This is a genomic window from Flavobacterium poyangense, from assembly GCF_011751075.1.
GTDB lineage: Bacteria > Bacteroidota > Bacteroidia > Flavobacteriales > Flavobacteriaceae > Flavobacterium > Flavobacterium poyangense.
Genome location: NZ_JAALLN010000009.1, coordinates 91,259 through 117,308, shown reverse-complemented (window position 1 = coordinate 117,308; position 26,050 = coordinate 91,259). Strand labels below are relative to the sequence as shown.

The 26,050-nt window shown below is 36.3% G+C and carries 7 protein-coding genes and 3 pseudogenes; all 10 read right to left on the bottom strand.

Going from position 1 to position 26,050, the window contains the following annotated elements:
• Positions 1–269 precede the first annotated feature (269 nt).
• A pseudogene (locus tag G3A47_RS24755) lies at positions 270–3,677 on the bottom strand (non-ribosomal peptide synthetase); the annotation flags it as partial.
• Positions 3,678–3,815: 138 nt separating this feature from the next.
• Positions 3,816–5,096, bottom strand: a pseudogene (locus tag G3A47_RS24750) (amino acid adenylation domain-containing protein); the annotation flags it as partial.
• Positions 5,097–5,210: 114 nt separating this feature from the next.
• Positions 5,211–8,498, bottom strand: a pseudogene (locus tag G3A47_RS24745) (amino acid adenylation domain-containing protein); the annotation flags it as partial.
• A 1,317-nt stretch (positions 8,499–9,815) separates the two neighbouring features.
• Positions 9,816–9,995: a hypothetical protein gene (locus G3A47_RS14995; protein WP_166923718.1), complete on the bottom strand. Its 180-nt coding sequence runs from the start codon at positions 9,993–9,995 to the stop codon at positions 9,816–9,818.
• 623 nt (positions 9,996–10,618) lie between these two features.
• A complete protein-coding gene (locus tag G3A47_RS14990; RefSeq protein WP_166923717.1) occupies positions 10,619–10,984 on the bottom strand; it encodes a hypothetical protein in 366 nt (121 codons plus the stop codon).
• The gene (locus tag G3A47_RS14985; RefSeq protein ID WP_166923715.1) at positions 10,974–20,750 is read right to left on the bottom strand and encodes a SpvB/TcaC N-terminal domain-containing protein; all 9,777 of its coding nucleotides are present in this window, start codon (positions 20,748–20,750) and stop codon (positions 10,974–10,976) included. The genes G3A47_RS14990 and G3A47_RS14985 overlap by 11 nt, the downstream gene beginning before the upstream one ends.
• A gap of 71 nt (positions 20,751–20,821) precedes the next feature.
• Entirely contained in the window at positions 20,822–22,786 is a 1,965-nt protein-coding gene (locus G3A47_RS14980; protein WP_166923713.1) for a T9SS type A sorting domain-containing protein, read from the bottom strand.
• 28 nt (positions 22,787–22,814) lie between these two features.
• The gene (locus G3A47_RS14975) at positions 22,815–23,546 is read right to left on the bottom strand and encodes an outer membrane beta-barrel protein (RefSeq protein WP_166923711.1); all 732 of its coding nucleotides are present in this window, start codon (positions 23,544–23,546) and stop codon (positions 22,815–22,817) included.
• A gap of 13 nt (positions 23,547–23,559) precedes the next feature.
• Positions 23,560–24,261 (bottom strand): outer membrane beta-barrel protein, encoded by a 702-nt coding sequence (locus G3A47_RS14970; protein ID WP_166923709.1) that lies wholly within the window; start codon positions 24,259–24,261, stop codon positions 23,560–23,562.
• Between the two features lie 634 nt (positions 24,262–24,895).
• A complete protein-coding gene (locus G3A47_RS14965) occupies positions 24,896–26,041 on the bottom strand; it encodes a PepSY-associated TM helix domain-containing protein (protein ID WP_166923707.1) in 1,146 nt (381 codons plus the stop codon).
• Positions 26,042–26,050 lie beyond the last annotated feature (9 nt).

The following is a 26,050-nucleotide window of genomic DNA, read 5'->3' as shown; positions in this document are numbered from 1 at the left end:
ATCAATTCTTTTAAGAATTAAGAAAAAAACTGAATTTTATTCTAGAAAAAACTTACAAACCAAAATTCAATTATTCGTTGAGTAGTAAACAATCAAAATCGCAGCAAAAAAGAAATAGCCACTAATTGCACGAATTTCCACGAATTAGGTTTTAAAAACTTAAAAAATCACTTTAATCCTTTTAATCTGTGGCAGAATAAAAACAAAACAATTCGTGCAAATTCGTGCAATTAGTGGCAAAAAAAATCTTAGAAACAATCGAGTTCAGCTTACAAAATAATTTCGTCCTGATCCAACTCCTGAAAAACAGAATCATCTTCATTGTTCTGTAGTATAGAGAAATTCAGTAAGGCCGATAAATCCCGAATATTCAGAGTTTCATAAAGATTTGCTATCGAAAAGACCGTGTTGTACGTTTTATTTATTTTATTGATCAGAACAACTGCCTGTAAACTGTTTCCGCCCAATTCAAAGAAATTATCTTCTGTACCTACGATCTCCGAATCGAGTTTCAGAACCTCAGCCCAAATAGTGACCAATGTATGTTCTATATCATTTTTGGGAGCTACATAAGGCACGGTCTTCAAATCAGATACCTTAGGGTCCGGCAATGATTTTCGCTCTATTTTTCCGGTTCTTGTTAATGGAAATTCTTCGAGGGTTATATAGATTGTCGGAATCATATATTTAGGTAATATTTGCCCTAAAAGCGCTTTTATTTTAGCTACTTCTATAACTTCAGTTACTTTTATATATGCCGTAATATGGTTATTTCCGTTTAATTCTTTAAGTAAAACTACGGCTTCTTTTATCCATTCAATTTGTTCTAATTGATATTCTATTTCAGATAGTTCAATTCGAAATCCGTTGATTTTGACCTGAGAATCTTTACGTTGCAAAAATTCAATTTCACCCGTAGGAAGCAGCTTTCCGATATCGCCGGATTTATACACTCTTCCTTCTCCTGTAACCGGATCTGTTCTAAAAACCTGCTCTGTTAATTCCTGTCGGTTTAGATATCCCAACGAAAGATAGTCGCTTTTGAAAACAATTTCTCCGGTTTGATAAACCCCTCTTAGCTGATTGTTTTCACCCAATAAGAAAATACCCGTTTCTGCTACTACTTTCCCTAATGGCACATTATTTCTCGTTAATTGTGAGCTGTGCTTTAAGAATTTCTGGGCCACAATAGTAGATTCGGTTGGCCCGTAATCGTTTACTAAAAAGGCTCCTTCAAGGAAGTGTTTTTTAAATAAATCCAAATCGGGTTTATGACACGACTCTCCTCCTAAATCAATCAATCGTACTGTCGGTAAGACTTTGTCTTCTCCCAGTCCTTTTAAGAAATTCCTATAGATTGTCGGTACCATATGTATAATGGTGATATTCTGAGTAAATAACCAATCTGAAAGTGGATCCAGTCCATTTTCGACGATATCGTAAATGCTAACCGTAGCACCATTTAAAATAGCACCGTAAATATCTTTTACGGAAGCATCAAATGTATAAGTAGAAAAAACACTTAAGTTGTCTTTTATGGCAATGTGAACATTATTAGTATAGATTCTTATAAAATGAAGTACATTTCTTTGATTCTGCAAAACACCTTTTGGCAAACCTGTTGAACCGGAAGTATACAAAACATAAGCCTCTGCTGAAGCATTTGTACTATTCTCTGGATTTGAGATTTTGGGAAGACTATAATTTTCAGATATCTTTATAACAGCTAATTGTGGTACTTCCTGCTCTAATTGTCGGGCTTTTTCTAAGGTAGTCGCATTACAAACCAGAAGCGTACAACCCGAATCTTCAATAAGGTACTGAATTCTGCTCAACGGACTGTTGGCATCTATAGGCACATAAGCATATCCCGCTTTAAGAACTCCCAACATTCCGATTACACAGGTTTCATTGTGATTTAAAAGCAAGGCAACTCGTCGCGTCTGTAGATTGGCTTTTTTATTGATTTCCAGTGCCAAATGATTGGCACAATTGTTCAGCATTTTGTAAGTGAGTACCGTTTCATTGGCATATACGGCAGAATGATCCGGAAATCGTAACACTTGTTTTTCAAATCGTTGTGTTATACTTTGTTCAATTTCGCTCGCCTCAAAATACTCAAAATCGTTAGTTGGTTTTAAATCGTCTTCCTCAAAAATATAGTTTTCAAATATTTTAATGGTGTGCAATGCTTTTGTGTCATCTTCCACGACCTGATCAATGATCGATAAATAAGCGTTTATCCAATAGGCAATGGTTTCTTTTTTAAAGAGCTCATGATCGTATACACAATTGATGCTATATCCGTTTGCAAAACTTTTTACATAACATTCTATATCAAACTTTGGTGTCGCTTTCACCACTTCGTGATTCGGACTGAAATCTGTTATCCTTTCCAGCACTTCTGCATCAAAATCAACCATGTTTAAAAACACGGGACTCAGCGGAAAACCATTGTCGTTCTGCGGGGCATCAATCAGTTCTAATAACTGTTCAAAAGGATAGTTCTGATGCGCCAGAGCATTTATTAAAGTTTCATTGACACGCTGTAACCATGTATGAAAAGATTCCTCCTCGCTTACTCTATCACGCAACATGAGCGTGTTTATAAAACAACCTACTAAGTCTTTTAATTGATAATGATTTCGGTTGGCCACCGGAATCCCCAGTGTAATATCTTCTTCGGAAGTAAGTCTAAACAACAATACTTTTAACGTAGCCACAAAAATCGCAAAAACACTGGTCTTTTTTTCTCCCGATAATTCTTCGATCTTTTTCTTCTGTTCTTCAGAAATGTAAACGGTATAAGAAGAAGAGGTTCCTTGATTTGTTTTTACTTTGGCCGTATAATCCGTTGGTAGTTGTAGATATGATAATGGTCCGGAAAATTGTTCTTTCCAATACGCTTCAGCAACATTGACATCCGGCGATTGCAACAGCTCATTTTGCCATTGCGCATATTCTTTATATTGAATGGACAATTCCGGAAGTTCTACAGTCTTCCCGGCTATTGTAGCCTCATAAATCTCCATTAAATCTCTGGAAATAATTCCCATAGACCAGCCGTCACTTATACTGTGATGGATATTAAAATACAAACGATGTCTTGAACCTTCTTTTAAAATAGCCACTTTAAACAAGGTGTCGGCTTCCAGATCAAACTCCTGTTCGAATACCTCGTTTTTAGCATGCAATTCCAATTCAAAACACGGAATCTCTACTGCCAAATGCGACAGGATTTTTTGTTTCGGAATCCCGGCATCTTCCACAAACACACTTCGTAAAATCTCATGGCGTTCTAAAAGAAGAGCAAACGCTGCTTTAAAAGCAACTAAATCAAAATTGTCCGGTAGCTCCAGCGTACTGTATATATTGAATTCTCTCGATTTTCCTTTGATCTTATACAGCAACCAATATCGCATTTGCGAAGGTGATAAATCATAGTATTCCTGAGAAGGCAAGACAGCAATCTCCTTTACTTCTTCAACCGAATTATTTAAAAGCGCTGCATGGCTCTTCAGGCTCGTATTGGCATAGAGCGTTTTAAGCGGAACCGATATCTTAAACGTTTTTTGATATTCGCTTAGCAATTTTGTCAGGAGTAAACTATGTCCTCCGAGTTCAAAGAAATCGTCGGTACTCCCTATGGTCTGATGTCCTAAAAGTTCTTGCCAGATGATTGCAATTTTTCTTTCGGTCTCGTTAGCCGGTGCTACATATTCTTTTTTCAGCACATCAGCCTCGGTGATGGCTGGCAGTTTTGTCCTGTCAATTTTACCGTTTGCATTTAATGGAAATGTTTCCAATGCAATATAATAAGAGGGCACCATATAATCCGCCAACTGTTCTTTCAAATAGGCTCTAAGCGATTTTCTGTCTATAGCTACCGCCGCAGTATAATAGGCTATGATGGCCTGTTCTTTGTTTATTTCTTTGACCAATACAATAACATTTGAGATTGTAGGCTCATAGCTTCTGATCACATGTTCTATTTCTGCCAATTCAACCCTGTTGCCTCGTATTTTTACCTGATTGTCTTTTCTCTCTACGAATTCAAGATTTCCGTCAGGCAACCATCGGGCTAAATCTCCGGTTTTGTATAATTTTTCTGCTGCCGCAAAAGGATTCTGAATAAATTTCTCAGCTGTGAGTTCCGGTTGATGTAAATACCCTTTAGAAAGTCCAATTCCTGAAATACACAATTCTCCAATAATACCAATTGGTTGTAATTTTAAATGATCAGACAGTATATAAACCTTTGTATTAGCTATAGGTTTTCCGATAGATACCTTTTCTTTTAAGGCCTCTTTACAATCATAATAAGTGGTTACCACTGTGTTTTCTGTTGGTCCATAGTTATTATATACTTGTAAAGAAGTATTCAAGTCATAATTTAAACTTTCCCCTCCTGTAAGTATCGTAGTCGATAACGTTAAACGGCTATCTGACATGATATCCTGACAGATTTTAGAAGGCAGATACGCATGAGTAATCTCATTTTCTTTTAGAAAAGAGGTTAATAATTTTGTTTGCAAACGTATTTCTTCGTTTTGAATCGGGTAAAGCGTCGCTCCCGAAATCAGATACGGATAAATTTCCCAGACTGATGCATCAAAGGCAACTCCTGAAAACAAAGTCCCTTTGCTGGTTTCTGTGACGTTATACACGCTTTTATGCCAGAAACATAAATTGACGAGACCCTGATGTGCAATCATAACGCCTTTTGGTTTTCCGGTAGATCCGGAAGTGTAGATCACATAAGCCAGGTCTGTGCTTTGGGTTTTTATATTCGGTAGGACCGCAGACAATTGTTTTTGTTTGTAAAAACCATCCAAAAAAGTATTATCTACTACCACTTTACCGGCAACATCTTCTAAAATATCTTTAATTCTGTTAGCAGGATAGTTCAGATCTATAGGTACATAGGCGGCACCCGTTTTTAGAATCGCTAATAAGGAAACTAACAAATGCTCATTTCTTTCTAATGTAACTGCTATCAAATCCTGCGGAACAATCTGATAATTCTGAATCAGGTAATGGGCTAATTTATTCGATAACTCATCTAATTCGGCATAAGTTAAAGTCTGATTATCTGATCGGACAGCAATATGATTTGGTGTCTTTTCTACCTGCTCTACAAACAAATCTATTATGGTTTTCTCGGTATCAAAAGCCACATCAGTATCGTTAAAAACCTGTAGCAAAGTTTCTTTCTCCCTTTCGGAAACCAAGTCTATTTCTCCCAATACCATTTCGGGACTTTTTACCACCTGAACAAACAAATTCTCCAAATGCTGACTCAGTCCTTCAATAAAATTTTCGGTATAAAGATCCGTATTATAGAGAATTTCTAAACTAAGCGCCTCTTTTTCAGTGAAAGTAAATACAATATCAAAAGGGGCTATTGTCCTGTTGATTTCAAATTCTTCAATCGTTACGGCAGAAGAAACAGCGTTCTTAAAGTTCGACAATTGCTGCTGATTTTGCAGCACAACCATCACATCAAACAAAGGGGATCTTGTGGTGTCTCTTGCCATTTTAAGTTCTTCCACCAATACATCAAATGGAAAATTCTGATGCTCATAAGCTTCTAAAAGCAGTTTTCCTTCTCTTTGAAGTAAAGTTGAAAATGCTTCTTTCTGATTTACTGAATTTCGAATCGCCAGTGTATTGGTAAACAAACCAATCTGATCTTCTAAATCGGGATGTTCACGTCCGGCTATAGGCGTTCCGATGACAATGTCATCCTGATTGCTGTATCTGGACAGTAGCGTTTTTATTCCGGCCATTAATACCGTAAACAGCGTTACCTGGTAGCTTTTGGAAAGATTTTTTAGCTCTGTAAGCAATTCTGCAGATAAAATATGATACAACTGTTTTCCTCCATATGTTTTTACTGCCGGACGGCTGGCATAAACAGGCAATTGAAGTACGGGAACTGTTTCTTCAAATTGCTTAAGCCAATATTGTCGGGCCGTCTGGTAACTTTCCTTTTGCTGTTCTCCGAGCAACCATACGGCATAATCTTTAAATTGAACAGCTTCCGGAGACCATTGCATTGTCTCTTCGGTATGCAAAGCAGTATAACAAGCTAAAACTTGTGCCGTTAGTACTTCCAGTGACCATCCGTCACTTATAAGATGATGCATGGATAAATAAAACACAAAATTGTCAGAAGCAGTCTTCAATAACGAAGCTCTGAACAAAGGTGTTTCGGTCAGGTCATACGATCCTTTATTTTTTTCCTCAATATAACACTTTACCTCATCGTAAGGTGACTCCTCATTAGAAAAATCTTTGGTGTCTACCGCAAAATGAAACTTTTCCTTTGGCAGAATATATTGGTTCACTACACCATTTTCATCCTTCTTAAAAGAAGTCCTTAAAATTTCGTGATGTGCTGCAACCTCGCTAAATGCCTCAATAAATTTAGCTTGATCAACAGCTCCTTTCAACACCACCGCTCCTGAAATTTCATAAGCGTCATTCCCGCCATCGAGTTGACTTAGCAACCACAATCGGTTTTGTGAGTGTGTTAATGGATAAGATGCTGAAGAGGCAGCCCGAGGAATTGGCAGATACTCCTTATTTTTCAGCACTTTTTTTAAGTCTCCGATGGTCGGATTGGTATAAAACATTTTATACGGTACGCTCTTTTCAAGTTTCTTATAGATCGCATTAATAATTTGTGAAATCATTAAACTATGCCCTCCCATTTCAAAAAAATGATCGTTCATACCAATAGGCGAAACTCCCAAAGCTTGTTCCCAAATCTCAACCAGCGTTTTTTCAAGCACATCAACCGCTGCGACATACTCTCTTTTAACAACTGCTGTCTCCGTGATTTCTGAGAGCGCCTGTTTGTCTACTTTACCGTTAGGCGTTAACGGAATCGACTCCAACTTTATAAAATAAGCAGGAATCATATAAGCAGGGATTAGTTTTTCCAGATGTCCTCTTAAAACCGTTTTATCTATAGTGTTATCTTCTACATAATATCCGACTAAAACATCTTCTCCTTTATTCTTTTTAACAGCCACAACGGCTTGCAATATGTTTTCTGAAAACGAAGAAATCGCATTCTCAATTTCTCCGAGTTCGATACGATAACCTCTAAGTTTTATTTGATGGTCTTTTCTTCCGAGGAAAATAAGATTCCCATCAGATCTCCATTTTGCTAAGTCACCGGTATCATACATCTTGCCTCCTTCATCAAAAGGATTGTCTATAAATTTTGCCGAAGTCAGTTCGGGCTGATTGAGATATCCTTTTGCCACACCATCCCCCGAAAGATATAATTTCCCGACAATACCGGCCGGTACTAATTGTAATGCGTCATCGAGAATATAAGCCTGTGTATTGGTAATAGGCTTACCAATAGGAATACCTGTGTATGCATTTTCTGAAGATAATTTATAACAAGTACTATAAGTCGTGTCTTCTGAAGGGCCGTATAAGTTTCTTATTTCGGCATTGGTCTGCAACAGCTTATTTGCGATATCAACCGGAAAAGGCTCTCCGGCAAGATTAATCACACTTACATTTTCGAGACTATACCCCTCCTCCAACACCTTTCGGATACTGGAAGGTACAGTGTTTAATAAAATCTTCTGATCCTTGGCCAATTCGGCACCAATCTCTAAAGCATTATTTAGAATTTTTATCTTTTTCCCGACAGAAAGTGTGTAAAACATTTCAAATACTGAGAGGTCAAAACAATGTGAGGTAGCGGCATATACTACATCAAAACTTTCTGTATCAAATTCCTTTTGAGCCCAATGAATTAAAGCAACAGCATTTTGATGCGTTATCATCACCCCTTTTGGATTCCCGGTAGTTCCCGAGGTATAAATTATGTAGGCAACCTCAGCTGTCTTTCTCTCTACAGATCGATTTTCTTTGGAATACTTAAGTTGTTTCTCCTCAAAATCACTATAAAGGGAAGCATCAATAACAAGCTTGCAATTGCTGTCTTTCTCAATAAAAGCGATTCTTTCCTCCGGATAATTAACATCTATGGGCACATAAGTAGCCCCCGCCTTTAAAACCGCTAATATGGAGATAAGAAGTTTTTCGCTTCTCTCCATTTTAACCCCAACAAAATCACCTTCTGAAATCGCATACTCTTTAATCAGGTAATCTGAAACCTGATTCGCCTGTTCATTAAGTGACTCATAAGTAAGTACAGTGTCTTTACAAATAACTGCACTATTTTGGGGTGCTTTTTGCGCTTGGTTTTCTACAATTTCAGCTAGTGTTATAGCTTTATCATAGGCACTACTTGTCGCATTAAAGCTGTGTAAGAGTAACTCTCTTTCTTCCTTAAAAACCAAAGGCAACTGAGCAATTGTTACAGAAATATTCTCTTCTAATGTTTCCAGTAAATTTTTAAAATTCGCTAAAAAATGCAAAGCAACAGTACTTTCTACAAATGCATCCGAGTAATTTAATGAAATGATAAAATCTTTATTTTCCTGCTTTTCAATTTGAAAAGACATTCCATGATTTAGTAGCTTTCCCTCTTTTGATGCTCCATAATTAAACTGAAAAGTAATATCATTTACACTTGATGTTGGTGTAATAAGATGTTCTTCGTAATAGTCGGTATACTTATAAACCTCCTGAACTTCTCCTTTGACTTCCTGTATAAACTCTTTTACCGTTTTTTGAGCTATACCTTGAAAGGCATAAAACGATACTGCATTTTCGGTACTCAGGAACATATTGGAAGACACAAAATTACATTCGTCAAAATATCGCTGAAGCATCATATTATAAAGTGCTATCAATACGGTAAATTCTACAATAGTATTTTCAGCGGTTAATTTATAGAAATAAGAAAGCTCAGAGGCTGTAACTGTAATAAAATCTGTTGAAGAATTGTCCGGAAAATTTCCTTTAGAAGAAGCAAGTCGATTGATTTTTTTATTCCAATAGTCTTTAGCAATTTTGTGGTTGATGTGATCCATTTTAGTGTAATTCTTTTATACCATTAATTTGTTATACAAGGAGTTAAGCAGTACACTCTCTTTTATCTGTTACAGAAAAAATACTCTGTAACAGATGATCTTGTACCAGTTATCTACTTTCGTAATCTTGCAATTCAAGTCAGAATGCAGATCGCATAAGCGATCCTAAGCGAAAATAAAAGCAACACTCCACTAAAAATTACGGACTTTCGGTATAAAAATTACGGGCATCTGCGAACGATAGGCAAACAACTAATAAAGAACTCACTAAACACAAAAACTCTCGGATATTTTCTTTTATGCCTCTAGCGAAACCTTTGTATACTTTGCGGTTAAGTTTTCACGCAGATCGGGCAGATTTTGCTGATTTCTTCTCGCATGAATAAAAGAGGAAAAACTTCGCGGCTTTGCGACTCCTATGTTTACAATGAAATTTGTTCACGCAGATCTGGCAGATTTATTCAGATTGTTTTTTATCGAAGTAACAAAACAAAAATATTGGCTTAATCTGCGTGAAAAAGACTTTTGCGGCTTTGCGACTCTGCGAGCAAAAAATAGTGCCCTTTGCGAAAACCCTTTGCGCACCTAGCAATTAAATTTCCACGCAGATCTGGCAGATTTATTCAGATTGTTTTTATCGAAGTAACAAAACAAAAATATTGGCTTAATCTGCGTAATCTGCGTGAAAAAGACTTTTGCGGCTTTGCGACTCTGCGAGCAAAAAATAGCACCCTTTGCGAAAACCCTTTGCGCACCTGGCGGTTAAAAACAAGCAAAACACCTATTTATCAAACCAAAAAAAAGAGGGATTTTACTCCCTCTCATTTTTTAAACTTCACTGCTATATTAATTCTCATGTGGGTTTTTAACACATATCGGAAGATTATAAAAATTTGGACAAGGGGCATCTGCAGAATAACAATGTGCATCAGGTCCCGGGCATATTGGTTGCCCTCCTAAAATATTAATTTTTTCAGTTTTGGTCAGTTCCTGAGTGCCTTCTAATTTTAAAATGTTTTTTAACATAAAATAAAGTTTAAAGAATTTAGTTAATACCCCAATCATTTAAAGACACTTGGAATTTATGTCTATCCTCTCACAAGAATTTTGTATATATTTTTATATTTCCGGTAAACCATTTTCACACTGAACGTTAGTATCTCTTTTATGAACTTATTCGTACATTTAACAATATTACAAAAAAAAGTGTAACCGCAACGCTTTAAAAAAATAAACCCAAAATATTTGACTAAATAACTCAAGTTGCTAGTTGAATAATAATGTATAATGTATATTGTAAAATGTATACTGTAAAATGTAAAAAGTTTTCTTTAATTGATCACTATCTTGCAATGTACGAACATATAGTTGTGTCAGATTGCTGAAATACAGTAACAATACACTTAATTCTAATGCTTCGCTTAAAGGTAAAAAATACTGCAGCTTCTTTTCGCATGGGGATTAAACTGTTCTTCTTTCGCAGTCAAAAAACAAAAGGTACAGTCAAATATTTTGCTGTACCTTTTATATTGCATTATGAGGATTCTTATTCTATTTTGCTTTTAATACCACTACTGCCAGGCATATTTGAATAACCAGTAGCGGCTAAACTAAAGAATGCAATATTGACTATTATACAAACAATAATTTTATTCTTTCACATCTTTTTTTTCCTTGGCCCTATTAATGCTTGGAAAAGATTCTAAATATTCGATCTCAATTTTATTACCGATTTTGTAACCTCTTTTTTTAGAATCCCCGGTGTATACTTTTCCATTTGCAGAAAACTCATAGGAGTAGGTAAACATTTGCGTTATTACTCCCTTACCAAGAATGTTTTTCTCGTTAATAATTGTTGCCTCTTTTACCACAGCATAATTATCCAGCAAAGAATTATAAACTGGCCATTTAAGTATGCTAAAAGCCAAATATAAGATTGGACTTAGGGCAATTAATAAATACATCTTCTTTTTAAATTTTTCTAAAAAGCTTTTATTCCCTTTTTTATTGTTCATTTGTTTTGTCTTTTGCATCATTAACAGGTTTTAATGTAGCAGCTTTTGCTGTATTTTCTAATGTCTTTGCTGTTTGTTCTATAAGCTTCGTTGAAAACTTCTTAACTTTATTGTTTACATTACGAGTTACTCTTCCACCACTTGCTCTTATAGCTTTTTTAATTGTTTTAGCAATTGCGCCTTTATTAACGCCACCTTTTGAAAGCAATTTAACGCCTTTTGTGCCTATTCCTTTAGCTACTGAATTTACGGTTGCATCAATAGCTACATTTTTGATAATGTTCCTAGGATTTTTATCAACTTTTGCTTCAAAACCTCCTTTATCATTTGTTTTAATTTCAACAACATTATTGACCACTAAAACGGCACTTTTAACAGCTATCTTTTTTATAACACTTCCTCCCGAAGTAAGTCCTCCTTCGACAGCAGAAAGAGCTATAGAAGATAAATTAATATTTTTTGTAAAGGCATCCATTCCTCTTTTACCCTGAGCATAATTAGAAGCAACCTGGATACCATAATCAACCGCAGCTCCTAAAACAGCTCCTAATATAGGGTTTTCCCCATCAGGATCATTAAATTTTACCGGTGATTGATAGCAATAGGCATAAGAAGAAAGATTACGCGGATTAAAAACGGTAGACGATTGGTTATCCTCATCTTCTTCAAAAAAATCTTCTCTTAAAATCAAAGGATCCACCGACAACCATATACTGGTTTTCATATCCAGATATCTCGCCCCATAATAGGATAAATTCGTTTCCCTGTCTAATTCTTTTCCATTAAATAAATAAGGAGAAGAGAATGACGAATTATGTTCTTCAAACAAAATTTCTCCGAAAGCAATATACTCGACATGCTGACTTATGCTTCCGTTTTTAACGGTAATATATGACGTACTTCCTAAATGGTCAGGATGGTAATAAAAAATATCATTCTCCGGCAAACCAATTCCTGTAAATCCTTCTCCTGATTTTACAGTTTCAGGTTTTATTGGAGGTCCAAACTGAACTGGTGATCCAGGAACATCCCCAGGAGCATTAAAAACAGGATTTCTTGGCCAACCTTCAGGTGGTTCCTGATTCTCTTCTACTGGCTTCATCACCTGGCTTGGATAGGGATCACCGGTAAATTCAGGTGTTGCATAAATACCTTGTTGCGTCGGTGGCCCCGGAGGCACACCTAAACTTTTCACATAAGTATCCATTGCTTTTTGTTGCTCTGCTGTTAACTTGGTATAATTTACACCTCCTGCTGTTATGCCTAATGGTTGTGCAAAAGTACCATTACCGAGCTTACTTACGATACGTCTTGTACCTTCAAAATAATGCTTGGTAAATTTCCCTTTGCTTATTACAAAATTAGGACTTACGTAACCCGTGTAATCATCCGTATGTACTATCGTAGCAGCTACTTGCCCATTAATGGCTATGTTCTGACTATCGCCACTGCTTTTTATAACCCTTTCACCATCTGCATCGTAGGTATATTGATGTATACGTCCGTTGTCATTAATTCCCATTAAACGATTTTCTTCATCCCACGTCATCTTTCTGAAATTCTGTGATTCAGAATAACTTGTTGGGTTTCCGTTGCCATCGTACGCATATTCTCTTGGTTCGGATTTTCCTGCTTCAACAATTTTACTAGGTGCATTAGGATGCAATTCATTATCATAATTATAATCAAGTACATACCCTTTTTGCTCATTATTTAAAGTATGAACTAAGTTTTTGCTGGTAATATTATGCATTTTATTATAGCTCATATTCAGCTCATACCTAGCTTCGGTAAATTCTCCTTTATATATCGCTTTGGCGTTTTTTAATCTGTAAAAATCATCGTACTGATATTCGTGTGAAGCAGTACCTCCAAGAGTGTTGTTTACAATTGGTGCGGTATTTTTTATACTTAATACATTACCCTCCAAATCATAACTATACGAATTGTTAAATACCTGTCGTGAACCACTCTTAACCTGTAGTTGCTGTAACCTTCGCATCGCTGGGTCATAAGTATAATTTGTTTCCGTATCATTTCCGTATTTTAGATACTTACGCTGCTCAAACTCATCATAAGATAGCTGTTTAATATACTCATAAGTATGGTTTTCTTTTTTACCACGCATACTCAGCAAGTTCCCTGCACGATTATAGGAATAATCCATTGTCTCCCCATCAGGGTAAATCATTTTTTGAATACGATTCCAGGTATCGTATTGGAATTCTGAAATGTAAGTCTGTACATCAGTAGGAGTAATACGAAGAGTACGAATTTCTTTTTCGACTTCTCCTAGCTTTCCATAAAAAAATTCTTGCCCTCCACTGGCATCCTGAACAAACCACAACCTACCTCTTCGAGATGCTGTACCATCGGCTTTACCGAAATTATACTGTACATTATTCTGTGGATTTTTAGGATATTTAATACTTTCAAGACGCGTGAAGTTGTATTCATACTGTATGGCACCGCCGTTTGGCACTGTATTTTTAATATCCTGTGTGATTCGGGAAGTCATATTACCCGCCAAATCATATTGTGTAATTGTTGTTCCTGCATCAGGATTTGTAAACTCTACTCGTCTGCCCAACCAATCATAACTACTTTTGGTAACATGATTCATTGCATCGGTTACTTTTGTAGTCTCGCCCAGCGCATTAATATCAAATTTAGTTATCAAATCATTTTGTTGACTGGCTATATTCCCTTCTTTAGCATCTGTAAAAATTTGAATCGTGTTATTTAAAGCATCTGTTTGTGTGGTGCGTAATACCGGCAAGCCATCGAAATTATCCAGAGCAAAGCTGGTTGTATTTGTACTTCCGTCCGGTAAAGTTACCTTAACGGAACGTCCCATTTCATCATACTCCGTTTTAGTCGGCATTAAATTAGAGATCCCAGTACTAAAATTATTATCTATTGTAATGCTTGTTGTTGGATAATAACTCGTTGTCGGGCGCCCTAAACCATCATAAATAATTTTCCCTGATATAATTTGTGCCTCCTGATCAGGACTTCCGGCTTGTGTAAATAAACTTGCTGTTTTTTTAACCTGCAAAGCTCTTCCCAATCCATCCGTATAGGTATAAGTTTCAATATCTTTATCTAACTCCGGGTCATAATTTCTTGTTTTAGCGTACCGTACTTTTGCTTCCGGAAAATACTCATAAAAAATGGTGTACGGTTTTCCGCTCGCAATTTCATAAGGCCCACGAATAGAAGCTGTGCGCCCTTTAGAGTCCACCGTATATTCTGTGCTCTGGTCATTACGATCGGTTGTTTTTAGTAAATCTCCAAAACGATAATCATATTCCATTTTATTATGATATCCAAAGGCATCTTTTATTTCGGTTAAGAAACTATGATTTTCTGCATCATAAGTATATTCAAGCGTCATACGCTGTCCTTTATGATTTTCAGCTCCTGTTACTTTTTGAAGATTCCCATAGGTATCGTAGGCAATATCTGTAACAGCAATTTTATCAGCTGCACTGTAGTTTCTTATTTGAGTAACTTCGGCTGTTGCAGCCTTTATAGCTGTTACTCTTTTACGACGTAAACCTTCAGTTGTAAATACTTCTAATTGTTTCGCAATTCCCCCGTAATAAGGTGCGGTGCTTTCGTGATAGGTAATCTTAGCGGTTACTTTATCATCGGCAGAACCATTTCCTAAGTCTTCATATTGTATAATATTTCCGTTAGCATCATAGGTGTTAAAAATGTTTGTTTCCAGGTAATCACTTCCTCCTTCATACATTTTATGATTCGTATGTATCAATCCCGCAAAAATACGTTTCCCATCACATAGCGGTAAATTCAAATCAGAAACCGAAACACTGGCCTGCGTAGCCACATCAATCAAACTGTATTCGTTTTCTGACTCCTCGCGGACTTTATTATTTTTGTCTAACTTATAGCTTCGCTTCAGAAGGTTTTTTCTGAAATAATCCTGATTGTAAAATTCTTCTACAGAAGTTAAAAACACCGAATTATCGGCTGCGTCAATTTGTTCCTGGATTATTTTCCCGAAGCCATAAAATTCTCTTTCGCGACGATCAAAATAACTGTCTTCGTATCTGAATTTTACAATAGAATGATCGATACCATCCCCAATATGCCCATCAAAAATGTCAACTGATTGCAAGACCCATTTAGACGAAGGGTTTTCGTAAGTTGGTTTCAATAATTCATAATCGACCACATAGCTATTACCCGCTGCATTGGTAACGCTTTTTAATTTGTTGGTTCTTTTTATATTGGAAAGACGTACAACCAAATTATTCTGATCTTTAGACACAATGTAATCAACGTTACCATCACCGTCTACATCAGAAAATGAAGCTTCTGAACGTGATGTACTGGCTCCAAAACTACCACCGATACTTGGTGTTAATTTTAAAACGATAATAGGCGGAATCAACGGAATATCATACGAAACACCAATACTGGCTCCATAACTAACGGATTTGTTTCTTGACATTGCCGAATATTTTGGATAAGTAATTGCCGCAGCAAAATAGTTACCCATATTCAATTCTACCAAAACATCATTGTCACGATAGGTAATTTTGTCTGCTAATCCGTCTGAGTTTACATCCATAAATGTATTTGTCCCATCAGAAACAGAGCTTCCATAATTTAAACCGCCGGAGAAAGATCCGTTATAAATGCTATATCCTAAACTGGCACTATAATCTTTTGATTTTCCTTTATTAATAAAGTTAAGATTCGTCCAGTTTTCTTCCGGTAAAAAGCCATAACCGCTGTTTAAAGATACACGTCCGTCAGCTATGATTTTATCTGCCAGTCCGTCACCGTTTACATCTGAAAATACTTGCTCTGAATAGTCTTCTCCTTTTCCAATATTTCCACCCAAGGAAACTGACTTTCCTCCTTTTTCTGCATCTCCCGAAGCTCCGGTTTGCATGTAATTTTTTGTAACCGCCGCTTTACTGACACTTAACTGTAGCGAGTTTGCTGGTGAACCATGACTATAGCTACCGGACAAACTACCTCCCTGTGCCGTATTTTTGGAGTGGCTAAAATCACCTATTGAAGCTTTGTTACCCGTAAGTCCTCCTGTAGGTGAGGTAAACTGAACCTGACCATCTCTGATATAATCCGGGAAACCATCACCGTTAAAATCACTCATGGTTTGCACGACATAAGAATCTCCTTTTGAAGTACTCAGACCTCCACCAACAGGACCTGCACTTGCTCCGGCAGCAAAACTTTTGCTTTTACTTTCGGTAATCATATCAAATGCAGCTGTTGCTCCTCCTGCTAAATTGTTTGGAGGCAAAGAGAAATCGACATATTCTGCTATGTCGTCCTCACCTAAACGCGAACTTCCGATAAATTCATTTTGAATAAAGGATGCCTTCTCTGCACCAAATACTATATTTTCTGAATAAACCTGTGTGGCCTGAGTAAAATATTCCTTGTAACTATCAAATCCCGGAGGCATTACATCTGGATCCAGATTGTTTAAATCAGGGAAATTGTTTGGATCTACATTGGTGGTTTCCGGTTTTAATCTCGTCTGATCAATTGTATTGCTGGCAAGATTTCCATTTATAATAAAACTTCCCCAATTGCGGTACAACAACCCTAAAGTAATGGCTTCCGATGGCAGATTGCTATACATAGAAAACTCGGTTGTTGTTTCATTCCAAACCACAGGCAATAATGGATCTGTGATGGCATCAACTATATTGTAAGCAATATTTAGGGCATTATTTTTTGGATAAGCTCTTATAATATCCTTTAAATTAGCATCGCTTACATAAATCTCCAATTCAATTGGAAGGTCTTTTTTAGCCTCTGCATATCCATAGGTACTATCAAAAGCGGAAGTTGTTTCTACCAATGTCCCGTTCACCACATCAAAAGTCTTTCTGGCCACTAAATTGGCATTCTGCTTGGCCGAAATTACCACTTTACCATTGTATCTTGAAGCTGTTGGACCAGCAATTAACTGGTAATCTATTGGATTTATAGTTAGATTTAGTTTACCATTAATAGTGGGTTTCTTTCCTGCAATAGTATAGTTTCCATCGATCTTGTTGTAAAACGAATGTGAAACATCTACCTTTTTAATATTGTCTTCCGGTTTTGTTCCTGCTACTCCGGGAATCGTAAGGGTCGGATTAAGCACCAATGCTTTCAAATCAATATTGGTAAGCGTTTCAATTTGCATTCTCACAAAGGCATTGTCTTCTGCAATATTAAAACTAAGTGTCGTTAAATCTAAATCAACAATTTCTGAAGCCAAAAATCGCTTTTCGTACAATACCGTTTGGGTTACTGAACCAATCACCGTTTTAACGACTTTTAAAGTAACGTGATCTGAGGTTAACGGTTTTTTAAATTGTCCAGAAAAACGAATAGTTCCTGCTTTTGGCACTATTATCGGATTGGATGAGCTTACAAAAAAGTCATTCGAAGCCTGATAATTTTTTAAGGATAATAAATTGGCATCCGTAACATTAGCAACAGTAATCAATTTATTTTTTACAATCCCGCCCTCATTATAATAGTCTATTGTTTTGGTATATTCTATTTTCGGATCCCATACCACTTTATCATAATTACCATCTTTTATAGAACTTACCCTAAAATAAAGTCGCTCTCCTTTTTGAACCGTTAACGTTGTTGCCGGTTTTACTTTTAATGCATAATCATCAGCCGCAATAACCTGATCCCATATCAAATTGTTGTTTTTCTGAAAATACAAATGCACACCATCTGCTTTCCCCTGTCCGTCACGTGTTTTATATTGCTGACGTTCTACAGAAAGATCTTCTATCAATGCAAAACTCTGTGTCACGGTAATTTCACCCGTTGCTGGAGCCTGCCATACTCTGACAACATCATGCAACGGGTTTTTCTCTAATAATTCCTGTAATTCCTGAGTGCGATCAGGAGTCGTTAAAATCAGGTTTCCATCTCCCGAAACCGGAGAAGGAGTCCCCGAACTGTTCGGTATAAAATGAGGTACACCATTGATAATACGATTGTAATACACTTTCCCGCCATCAGCAAAATCAACCAGTCCATCCCCGTTAAAGTCCATAAAATAACTTTGGGTTTTATTGGTCGAGCGTTGTTCATCATAACCCACGTTTACAGAAGCCGATCCGAAACCTACGGTAGCGTCAACTCCCCAGTTGAATGTTTTTGATTTGGTAAAACCTAAATTCCCCAGATTATCAATACGGATTGCTTCTCCAAATGCATTTTGCCCTGAACCGTATAAATTTTTACGATAATACACATCGTTACCAACCTTAAAAATTTTATCCGGAAACGAATCCCCGTCTAAGTCCTGTAAAACAACCGAAACATCTGATGATCCCCAGCTGTTTCCTCCGTGTGGTCCTAAAGTATTCGATTTAAAAGTCCCTAAAGTAGGCAGACCAATTCCTAATCTGTAATTGATTCCGGTTGAAGTTCCGTTGGTACTTCCAGCCAAAGTATGATTACTTTCGAAGTCTTTAATTCCGGTAAATCCTTGTTTGATATTATCACTTGGAACATTCCAAACCTGCTCCGGTCCAAATGGGTTGTACTTGCCTGAAGCATCACGTACATCGTCAAAATAATCTAAAGTATTCGTGTAAAATAGTTTCGATTCCGAATCGTATTCTGAAATCGATTTAAGCAAGGTTTTCTTAAAAGCCCCCTCTTTGTAATTCAGCTCATAACTGCGAATCATTTGATTTTTATAGCGAACTTCAATTTTTCGCAATAACTGATTGTTTACCTGTTTAAAACCAAGTCTGGCCGAAACCTGAACATCGGGTCTGTTGACTTCTCCTAAATCACTGTTTTTAACAAAAGAGACACTGTAATTTCCTTTCTCTGATCCAAAACCGGTGTAATAGACATTTTTAAGGTACAGTTCTCCGTCTTTTTTGTCGTACTCATAACTCACTGTGTTTCCTTTCAAATCGACTTGAAGACAAAGTGCCCAATGTCCAATATTTCCGGAAGCATCCTGCAATATGGCATTTGCCGCTAAATCGGATACATTTCCTCCGTAATAACTGGCAACACCACTTTTATCTCTTACCACCCAGTAATACTCTTTAGGCGAAGATCCTTTTCTGATGATCTGTTGAAAAGCACCTTCTTTTCTTGGGTAAAACTGTTTGTCTGCTGTTCTCCCGACCCACGCAGCTCGATGTGAATTAGGAATTAACTGCTCTCCCGCAATCGAATAACTTTCTGTTTCGTTTTGAGCATCATAACGTGGTGCTCCCCAACGGGTTTCTATAGTTACTGCCGGAGCCGAAATATCCCAGCCCGTTCCTGCCCAGCTGTGATTACCGTCACTGTCATATTGCAAATTAAACGAAGGCTGCATTCCTCCTCTTCCGTTTGGTAAAACGATTCCAAATCCGGTATTTGCCGTTCCTCTTCCATTTGCTGATGGCGGTGCTATAGACTGAATTCCCACCAACGGGCTTGCCGCTTTTAAATCTTTTATGCTTGTCGGAGTATATCCTGAAGTTTCCGGTGATTCCGGCATTTTTATAATTCCGGCAATAAAATCAGTAAAGTGTGTTGTTTTGGCAATGATAATTCCTTTTTTGATGTCCAGCGAATCTTTGCTTACCTCCTGCCAAAGACGTTTGTTTTCATCAAAATAAAATACATTGATATCTTTTTCGGTATAGCCATCCGGTATTGCTTTTTTATCAAACGGAAGGGATAAACGCACTGCTTTTTCAAAAACAGTTCCGTGTGGTAATAATCTAAATCCGGCATTGGCTCCAGTAACATTGACCATTGCAGCATTTAAAGGTGCAATATCTATTTTACGCAAACCACTTACGGAAACGCGAACATCTGATTTTAGCGCGCCCAATGGGAAAACCGCTAAGAAATCTTTATACGAAAGTGTATTTACTGTTTTAAAATCTATAGTCTTAGCAAAACTTTCTTTTGCGTTTTCCAATGCTCTAAAACCGTCAACTTTTAAGAAGTCGGTGATTTTAATTTTTTCATTGGTACTAACTCCTGTTGTCGTTTCTTTATAAACAGTAACGTATCCATCTGAATTTAAATCTTTACGGTCTAAAATCAATTCAAACTCCGGCTGTTGTACATCAATAACAGTACCGGCAATGCTCATTTTTTTGATATGCGAAGGAAAATTAGTTCCCTTGATATAAAACTTATTATCTGATCTTAATAAAGTATAGGCACTCGAAAGTTTGAATGGTCGATATACAATACGTACATTTTTAACTTTATAAGTATTAGAAATTCCATCCGGAGCGGTAAACAATACCACGTTATCTCCTTGTCTAAGTGACTTTTCTGAAAGCAATTCGGATTGTAAGCTCCATTTTGCATTCTTAGACAAAAACTGCCCTCCAATACTGGCCTGATTATTTAAACTTCTTGAAATCGAAGCCGACTGATCAAAACCATATAATTCATACTCCAAATAAGCACTTTCGTACACAGTAGGCTTTTCATTTATCGCAAAATGAAAAACATTATCATAGGCATCATCAATATCAGATTCGTCTTTTACACCAATAAAACCTTCTTTGATGTCGGCATCAAATACCTTTGTTGTTTTAACAGCTTTTGGAGCACTATCAATTGAATCTGCTGGTGCAACATCCTTACTTTCACTTTTGTTTTCAAAAAAATGATTCGTAAAGGAAGAAACTACAGAATGGTTCTTAAAATTTACTGCAAACAAAAAAGAGCTTACTAAAAGGACAAGAATTATAATTTTATTTTTCATATAGTAATCGACTGGGGCCAATCGTTTATTTTTATTTATTCGTATAAAACATTTAAATTTAGACAGCTGTACTATCTTACAATAACTTTAAAAGTCTTTGTTCCAAAATCTGAATTTACCGTAACGAGATACATTCCCGACGAGGCTTTAATCGCATCATCGTAAATATAATTTTCAATCTGAGAAAACTGTTTCTCTTGTATCAAAGTACCGGTTGCACTATAAATACTAACAGTGGCATTTGTTTTTTTAGCAAACTGCATCGCAATGGTAAAATGACCATCAACAGTTGGATTTGGATATAAAATCAACACACTTGAATCTGTATTTTCTTTTCCATCTGTTGCAATCCCAATTTTACTTGACGTTTTACATCCCTGCTCATTCGACAATCTTAGTTCATAATTACCCGGCTGATCTACGAGAATTTTAGGATTATTGTCTATGAAATCTCCTTCGTAATACCATTCGTACTCATAATTTCCAGTTGGCAAACCAAGACTTGCATCGAGTGTTATGGCATTTCCGTTTGTTAATTGGTATTCTGATTTTAAGTTGGGTACCGTTCCTTGTTTGTCTGCCACAAAAACAGTTTCCGAATATAAATTCCCTTTCGAGTCTCTTACGATATAATCATAATTACCTGAGGAAAGCTGTACTCCTGTGCTGCTTTTTGCAGTCTGACTCCATTGTTTTAAAATGGTTTCGGTTCCTTGTTTTTTAACCGTTACTGTAAAGGGGCCTTCTCCACCCTCAATCGTATAATTTAATCCTCCCGAAGCATTTGCTCCACAATTGGCCTGAGTAATCCATACACGGCTGAACATTTGAGGCGCTACTTTCAAGGTAAATTTAACACTGCCGGATTTTTGCTGATCCCAATTAAAATCTTTTAAAACCAGTTTTTCTTTACTCGATGTGCTTCCTAATTTAATATACTCGGAATTATTCTCATCGTAAGTTCCTTTTCCGGAATGATCTACCAACAACCAGTAATAACTGTCTTTAGGTAAAGTTCCTTTTATAAATTTTGGATCAAAAGTCCAATCAAGACTTAAATCTGAAGTACCGGTAAAGTCCAGTTGCCATTGTCTGTCAATACCAACAGGTTCTCCTTGCTCTTGTTTTTTTACCAGTAGATTTTTTGCATTATCACTCCAGAAAACAAAATAATTATTCGGGATTTTGTTGGTTTTACTTTTAAGTTCCATAGTCAGCAAACCTTCTTCAGCCATATTGCTGCTTTTTAGCTGCAACAATCCGCTTATATCGTCTCTTCCGACAGCGGTAATCGAAGATTGAAAACCTTTGTGTTTATCATTATCCCAGATCGTCAGACCCGAACTGTTGAGATAGTTTTTGATTTCAAATTGTGAAAGCGAAATACCATATTTAACAGCCAGATAACTGGCTACTTTCTGCGTTTCTGCACCCGATAAAACACGGTTATAAACTAAAATTTCGCTTATATTTCCGTTGAATTCTTCCGGCGGTAATTTTTCAAACTTAGGCTTTAAACCAATCGTCAGCGAAGAAGGTTTCGCCACACTATCGGTTATGTTTTGCTGAAAAAAATGAATATTCGCCTTTTGAAGTTTTACTTTTTCGTTATACGAACGATAATTGTATTTTTTTAGATCAACAAGACGTTTATTGGTTGCCACAGAAACTGTTTTTTTGGTATCGTTTATCGTCCATAAAAGTTGCTCCTTCAAGCTGTCTTTTACTTTATAAACCATAAAAACGGTCTGCTTTTTTTTGCTGTTAACCCCCAAAGGCAGGACTAAAGAATCCTGAGCCGTATCAAAAACAATACTTGGGTTAAAATTAAAAGCCGCTCCTTTTTGTGTATTCGTTGGGACTTTTGCTTCTGTTTTAGTAAGGCTTTCCCAATAATAAGCATCGCTATTGGCTCTCGCTTTTATCCAAAAAATAGGCTCCTGAACATTTCCGGGTAGCTTTTTCTGCTGTGCAAAAACCAAATTACCTGCCGATATCGATAGGAGCATTAGCAATAAAAAAATCTTCTTATTCATATCCACTGATTTTCAGGATGATCGTTTATTAAAAATTCCCCAGGTCGTCAAAATCAAATGAGTATCCGATAATCAATGAGATACTGTTGATTTTGTTTTTGTTTTCCCTGTAGCGGTGTCCGTTTTCTTCGGTTGTTAAGGCATCTGTAAGCCCTAAAGTATAACGCGCTCCAACAGATAAATTAGAACTGAATTCGTATCCGGCTGACAACATTCCGTAGAAATAATTATTTCCTGTAAGTGATTCTTTCAATACCTTTTGAACATTTGCATCAGGCTCAAAATAAACCCCTGAATTACCAAATACTTCCTGACTGTTAGAAGTATATGTTACATTATTACTGGCCAGATTAAATCCTACATAAGGCCCGACACCCACGTAAAAACCTTCCATCGGATAATATTTAAAAGACGCTCCTACATTTAGATAGCTGTATCCGAAATTCATTTTATACTGAAGTCCTTTTACATCTTTATAATTTAAATCGGTACCCTGACCTGCATACGAAACTTCTGTCTGGATGCTGACTTTTGCGTACGGATATTTCCAATTAATAAAAAATCCGGCCGTAGCGCCAAACTTTCCTTCTTCCTCCAAAGTATAACCCTGATAGATTCCTTTAGGAACAACCACATCGGGAAGATTAGACATTGTAGAATGTATACCTCCGGCAAAAACACCGTAAGTGATCTCTCTGTCACCTTGTGCAAACAAAGTTTTTGTGCTTACTAAAAAAAGAAGCAGAATAAATTTTTTCATTTTTTTATTGAAATTACCATTGATGAAAACTATAGCCTAACGAAAAACAAAAGACACTGCTTTTGTTTTGATTTTCGATAAACTGAAAAGAAGATGGGTTACTGTTTACTACATCTTTTACGCCTAAATAATAACGCATATCAAAATGTATGCTCTTATGCAATTCGTATCCTACGGCAAAACACAGCGAGAAATCATCAGCTCCGTTAAGGCCGTCCTGATAAAACTGTCTGGTCGCAACATCGTACATTCCTTCTGCTACATTTGAAGAATAAGTAACATTATTGGGAGATAAACTAATGCCATAAAAAGCACCAAAACCTAAATTTAATCCTTCGTAAGGGTAAACTTTGTACAAAGCACCAACTTCTAAATAGGAATAATTGAGTCCTAGTTCAAACTTTTTTCCTACCACATCGCGATAAGAAACTTTCTCCCCCGACTGTCTGAACAAGATTTCGGGCTGAATCGCAACACGGGTATCCGAAAGTTTAAAGTTTAGAAAAAAGCCACCTTCAAAACCGTAGGTCCCTTTGCTTTCCATAACACTGTTATCAAAAGAATTGTCCCTTCCCTTAATGCTTTCCGGCAGATTACTTATTTTAGAGTGTAGTGCGCCAAACTTCAAACCGTAGGTTATATTGGTCTCATTTTGGCTATAGAGCGCTGTAGTAAATAAACAAAAAAAAATTGGTACGTATAGTATTACTTTCATTCAAAAAATTTTTGCGAATATATGTATTAATAATAAAATACCGGACCTAAATAATCGACAAAAAGCAAATTAATCTGTCAAAAGGATTACTTTTCCCGTCAAACACCAAGATTAGATAAAAGGGAAAATTTCACACTTAAAAGACAAAGAATGATTAAGTAATAAAAAACTTTCAAAACAAGTAAGGATCAAGTTCAAAAGTTCGATTTTCTTTTGGAAATTTCTTCTTGGTCTGAAGGGTAAGATTATGAAATCGAAATCAAAAATGAGAGATTAAGACTTTTGGTCTATTTAATTAGACACAACATAAAAAGTAGTGACAGATTATTAAAATTAAAACGTTTTTTCTCTTTGGAAATGCTGCTGTTTATGTTTAATTTTTACTGTTCTGCAGCTTTTTGAATTGATTTTTTGCTTAAAATTTGATGCAAAAACAAAAAAGTCACTCAATTGAGTGACTTTTAGTAGCCTTTATTAGGAGAAAATTTAAATCGTTTATTAGAAGATTTTAGCCAATTCCATATAATTATTATTCTCCTTACAATACATTTGGCTCATAAGGAAATCACAAAATAAAAAACTCTGTATCAATAAGATTGGATAAATTGGAATTCTTATAGACTTAAGATCTTATTTACTTTTTCTTTTTATTATTCCTTCCCCACCAAATTAAAAATCCGCTTACAGGAAGAAAAGCGCAAAATAAGGAGACAAATGAAGCTAAAATTTTAGTTGGTAATCCATAAATGCTACCTGTATGAATGGCGTAATTACTGTTTCTCCACTTTGCTCCTAGCGTTTTATCCTGATGTTTAACTGTATAATAATTTTCGGCTGTTCGACTGTTGTAAGTGTAAACATCCGACTCATCCCATCCTGAACTTCCTTCATGTTTTATAAATGAATTAACAGGTACTGAAACTCCTCCTTCAGATTTTTCCGGAATTGAAAGCCCCATATACGTCCAATTTGGAACCTTTACTTTAATATCAGCTACAATATACTGCAATGGATCAGCAGTTTTATTAGAATTCTCTTTACTAATTTCAGGTGTTTTACTCCACACCATTTCAGGATCATTTCCCAGAAGAACATAAATTCCATTTGTCCACCATTCAAAAGTCCAGACAAGTCCTGTAACGGCAAAAATTAAAATAAACAAAAAAGTATAAATCCCTCCGATATTGTGAATATCATAGTTTTTACGTTTCCATTTGGTTGTGTTTTTCCAACGAAACCAAACTCGCTGTTTAAGCGCTGCTTTATTTTTTGGCCACCATAAATAGATCCCTGTAAGGACCAAAATAAAGATAAACAAAGTCGAAAAACCAACCACATAATGTCCAATATCATGGGTCAGCAACAGATTTTGATGCAATACCTTTAGGTTAAATATCCAATCATATCTTAGATCTACTTCCCCCAACACTTTTCCTGTATATTGGTCTATAAAAATTTGGCTGTAAATTTCGGTATCACCTGCCGCTGTCCAATGCGGTTTAGTATTTTCTACATAACTGGTTAAACAATAACTTCTTTGCGGATCATTACTGATATCAACGTAATCTGCATCGGGATGTTTTTGCCTGACAATTGAAACAAGTGTGTCTAAAGGCAGAATCGTATTTTTAACTTCAGGCACAAAATACTTTTCATTATGATACCATAAAGAAAGTTCTTTTTCCCACACAAAAATACTGGCCGCAAGCATGCTTATCAATACAACTAATCCGGTCGCAAGACCAAGCCATAGATGTATCTTATTTAAAATTTTCCTCATATTTTTTTA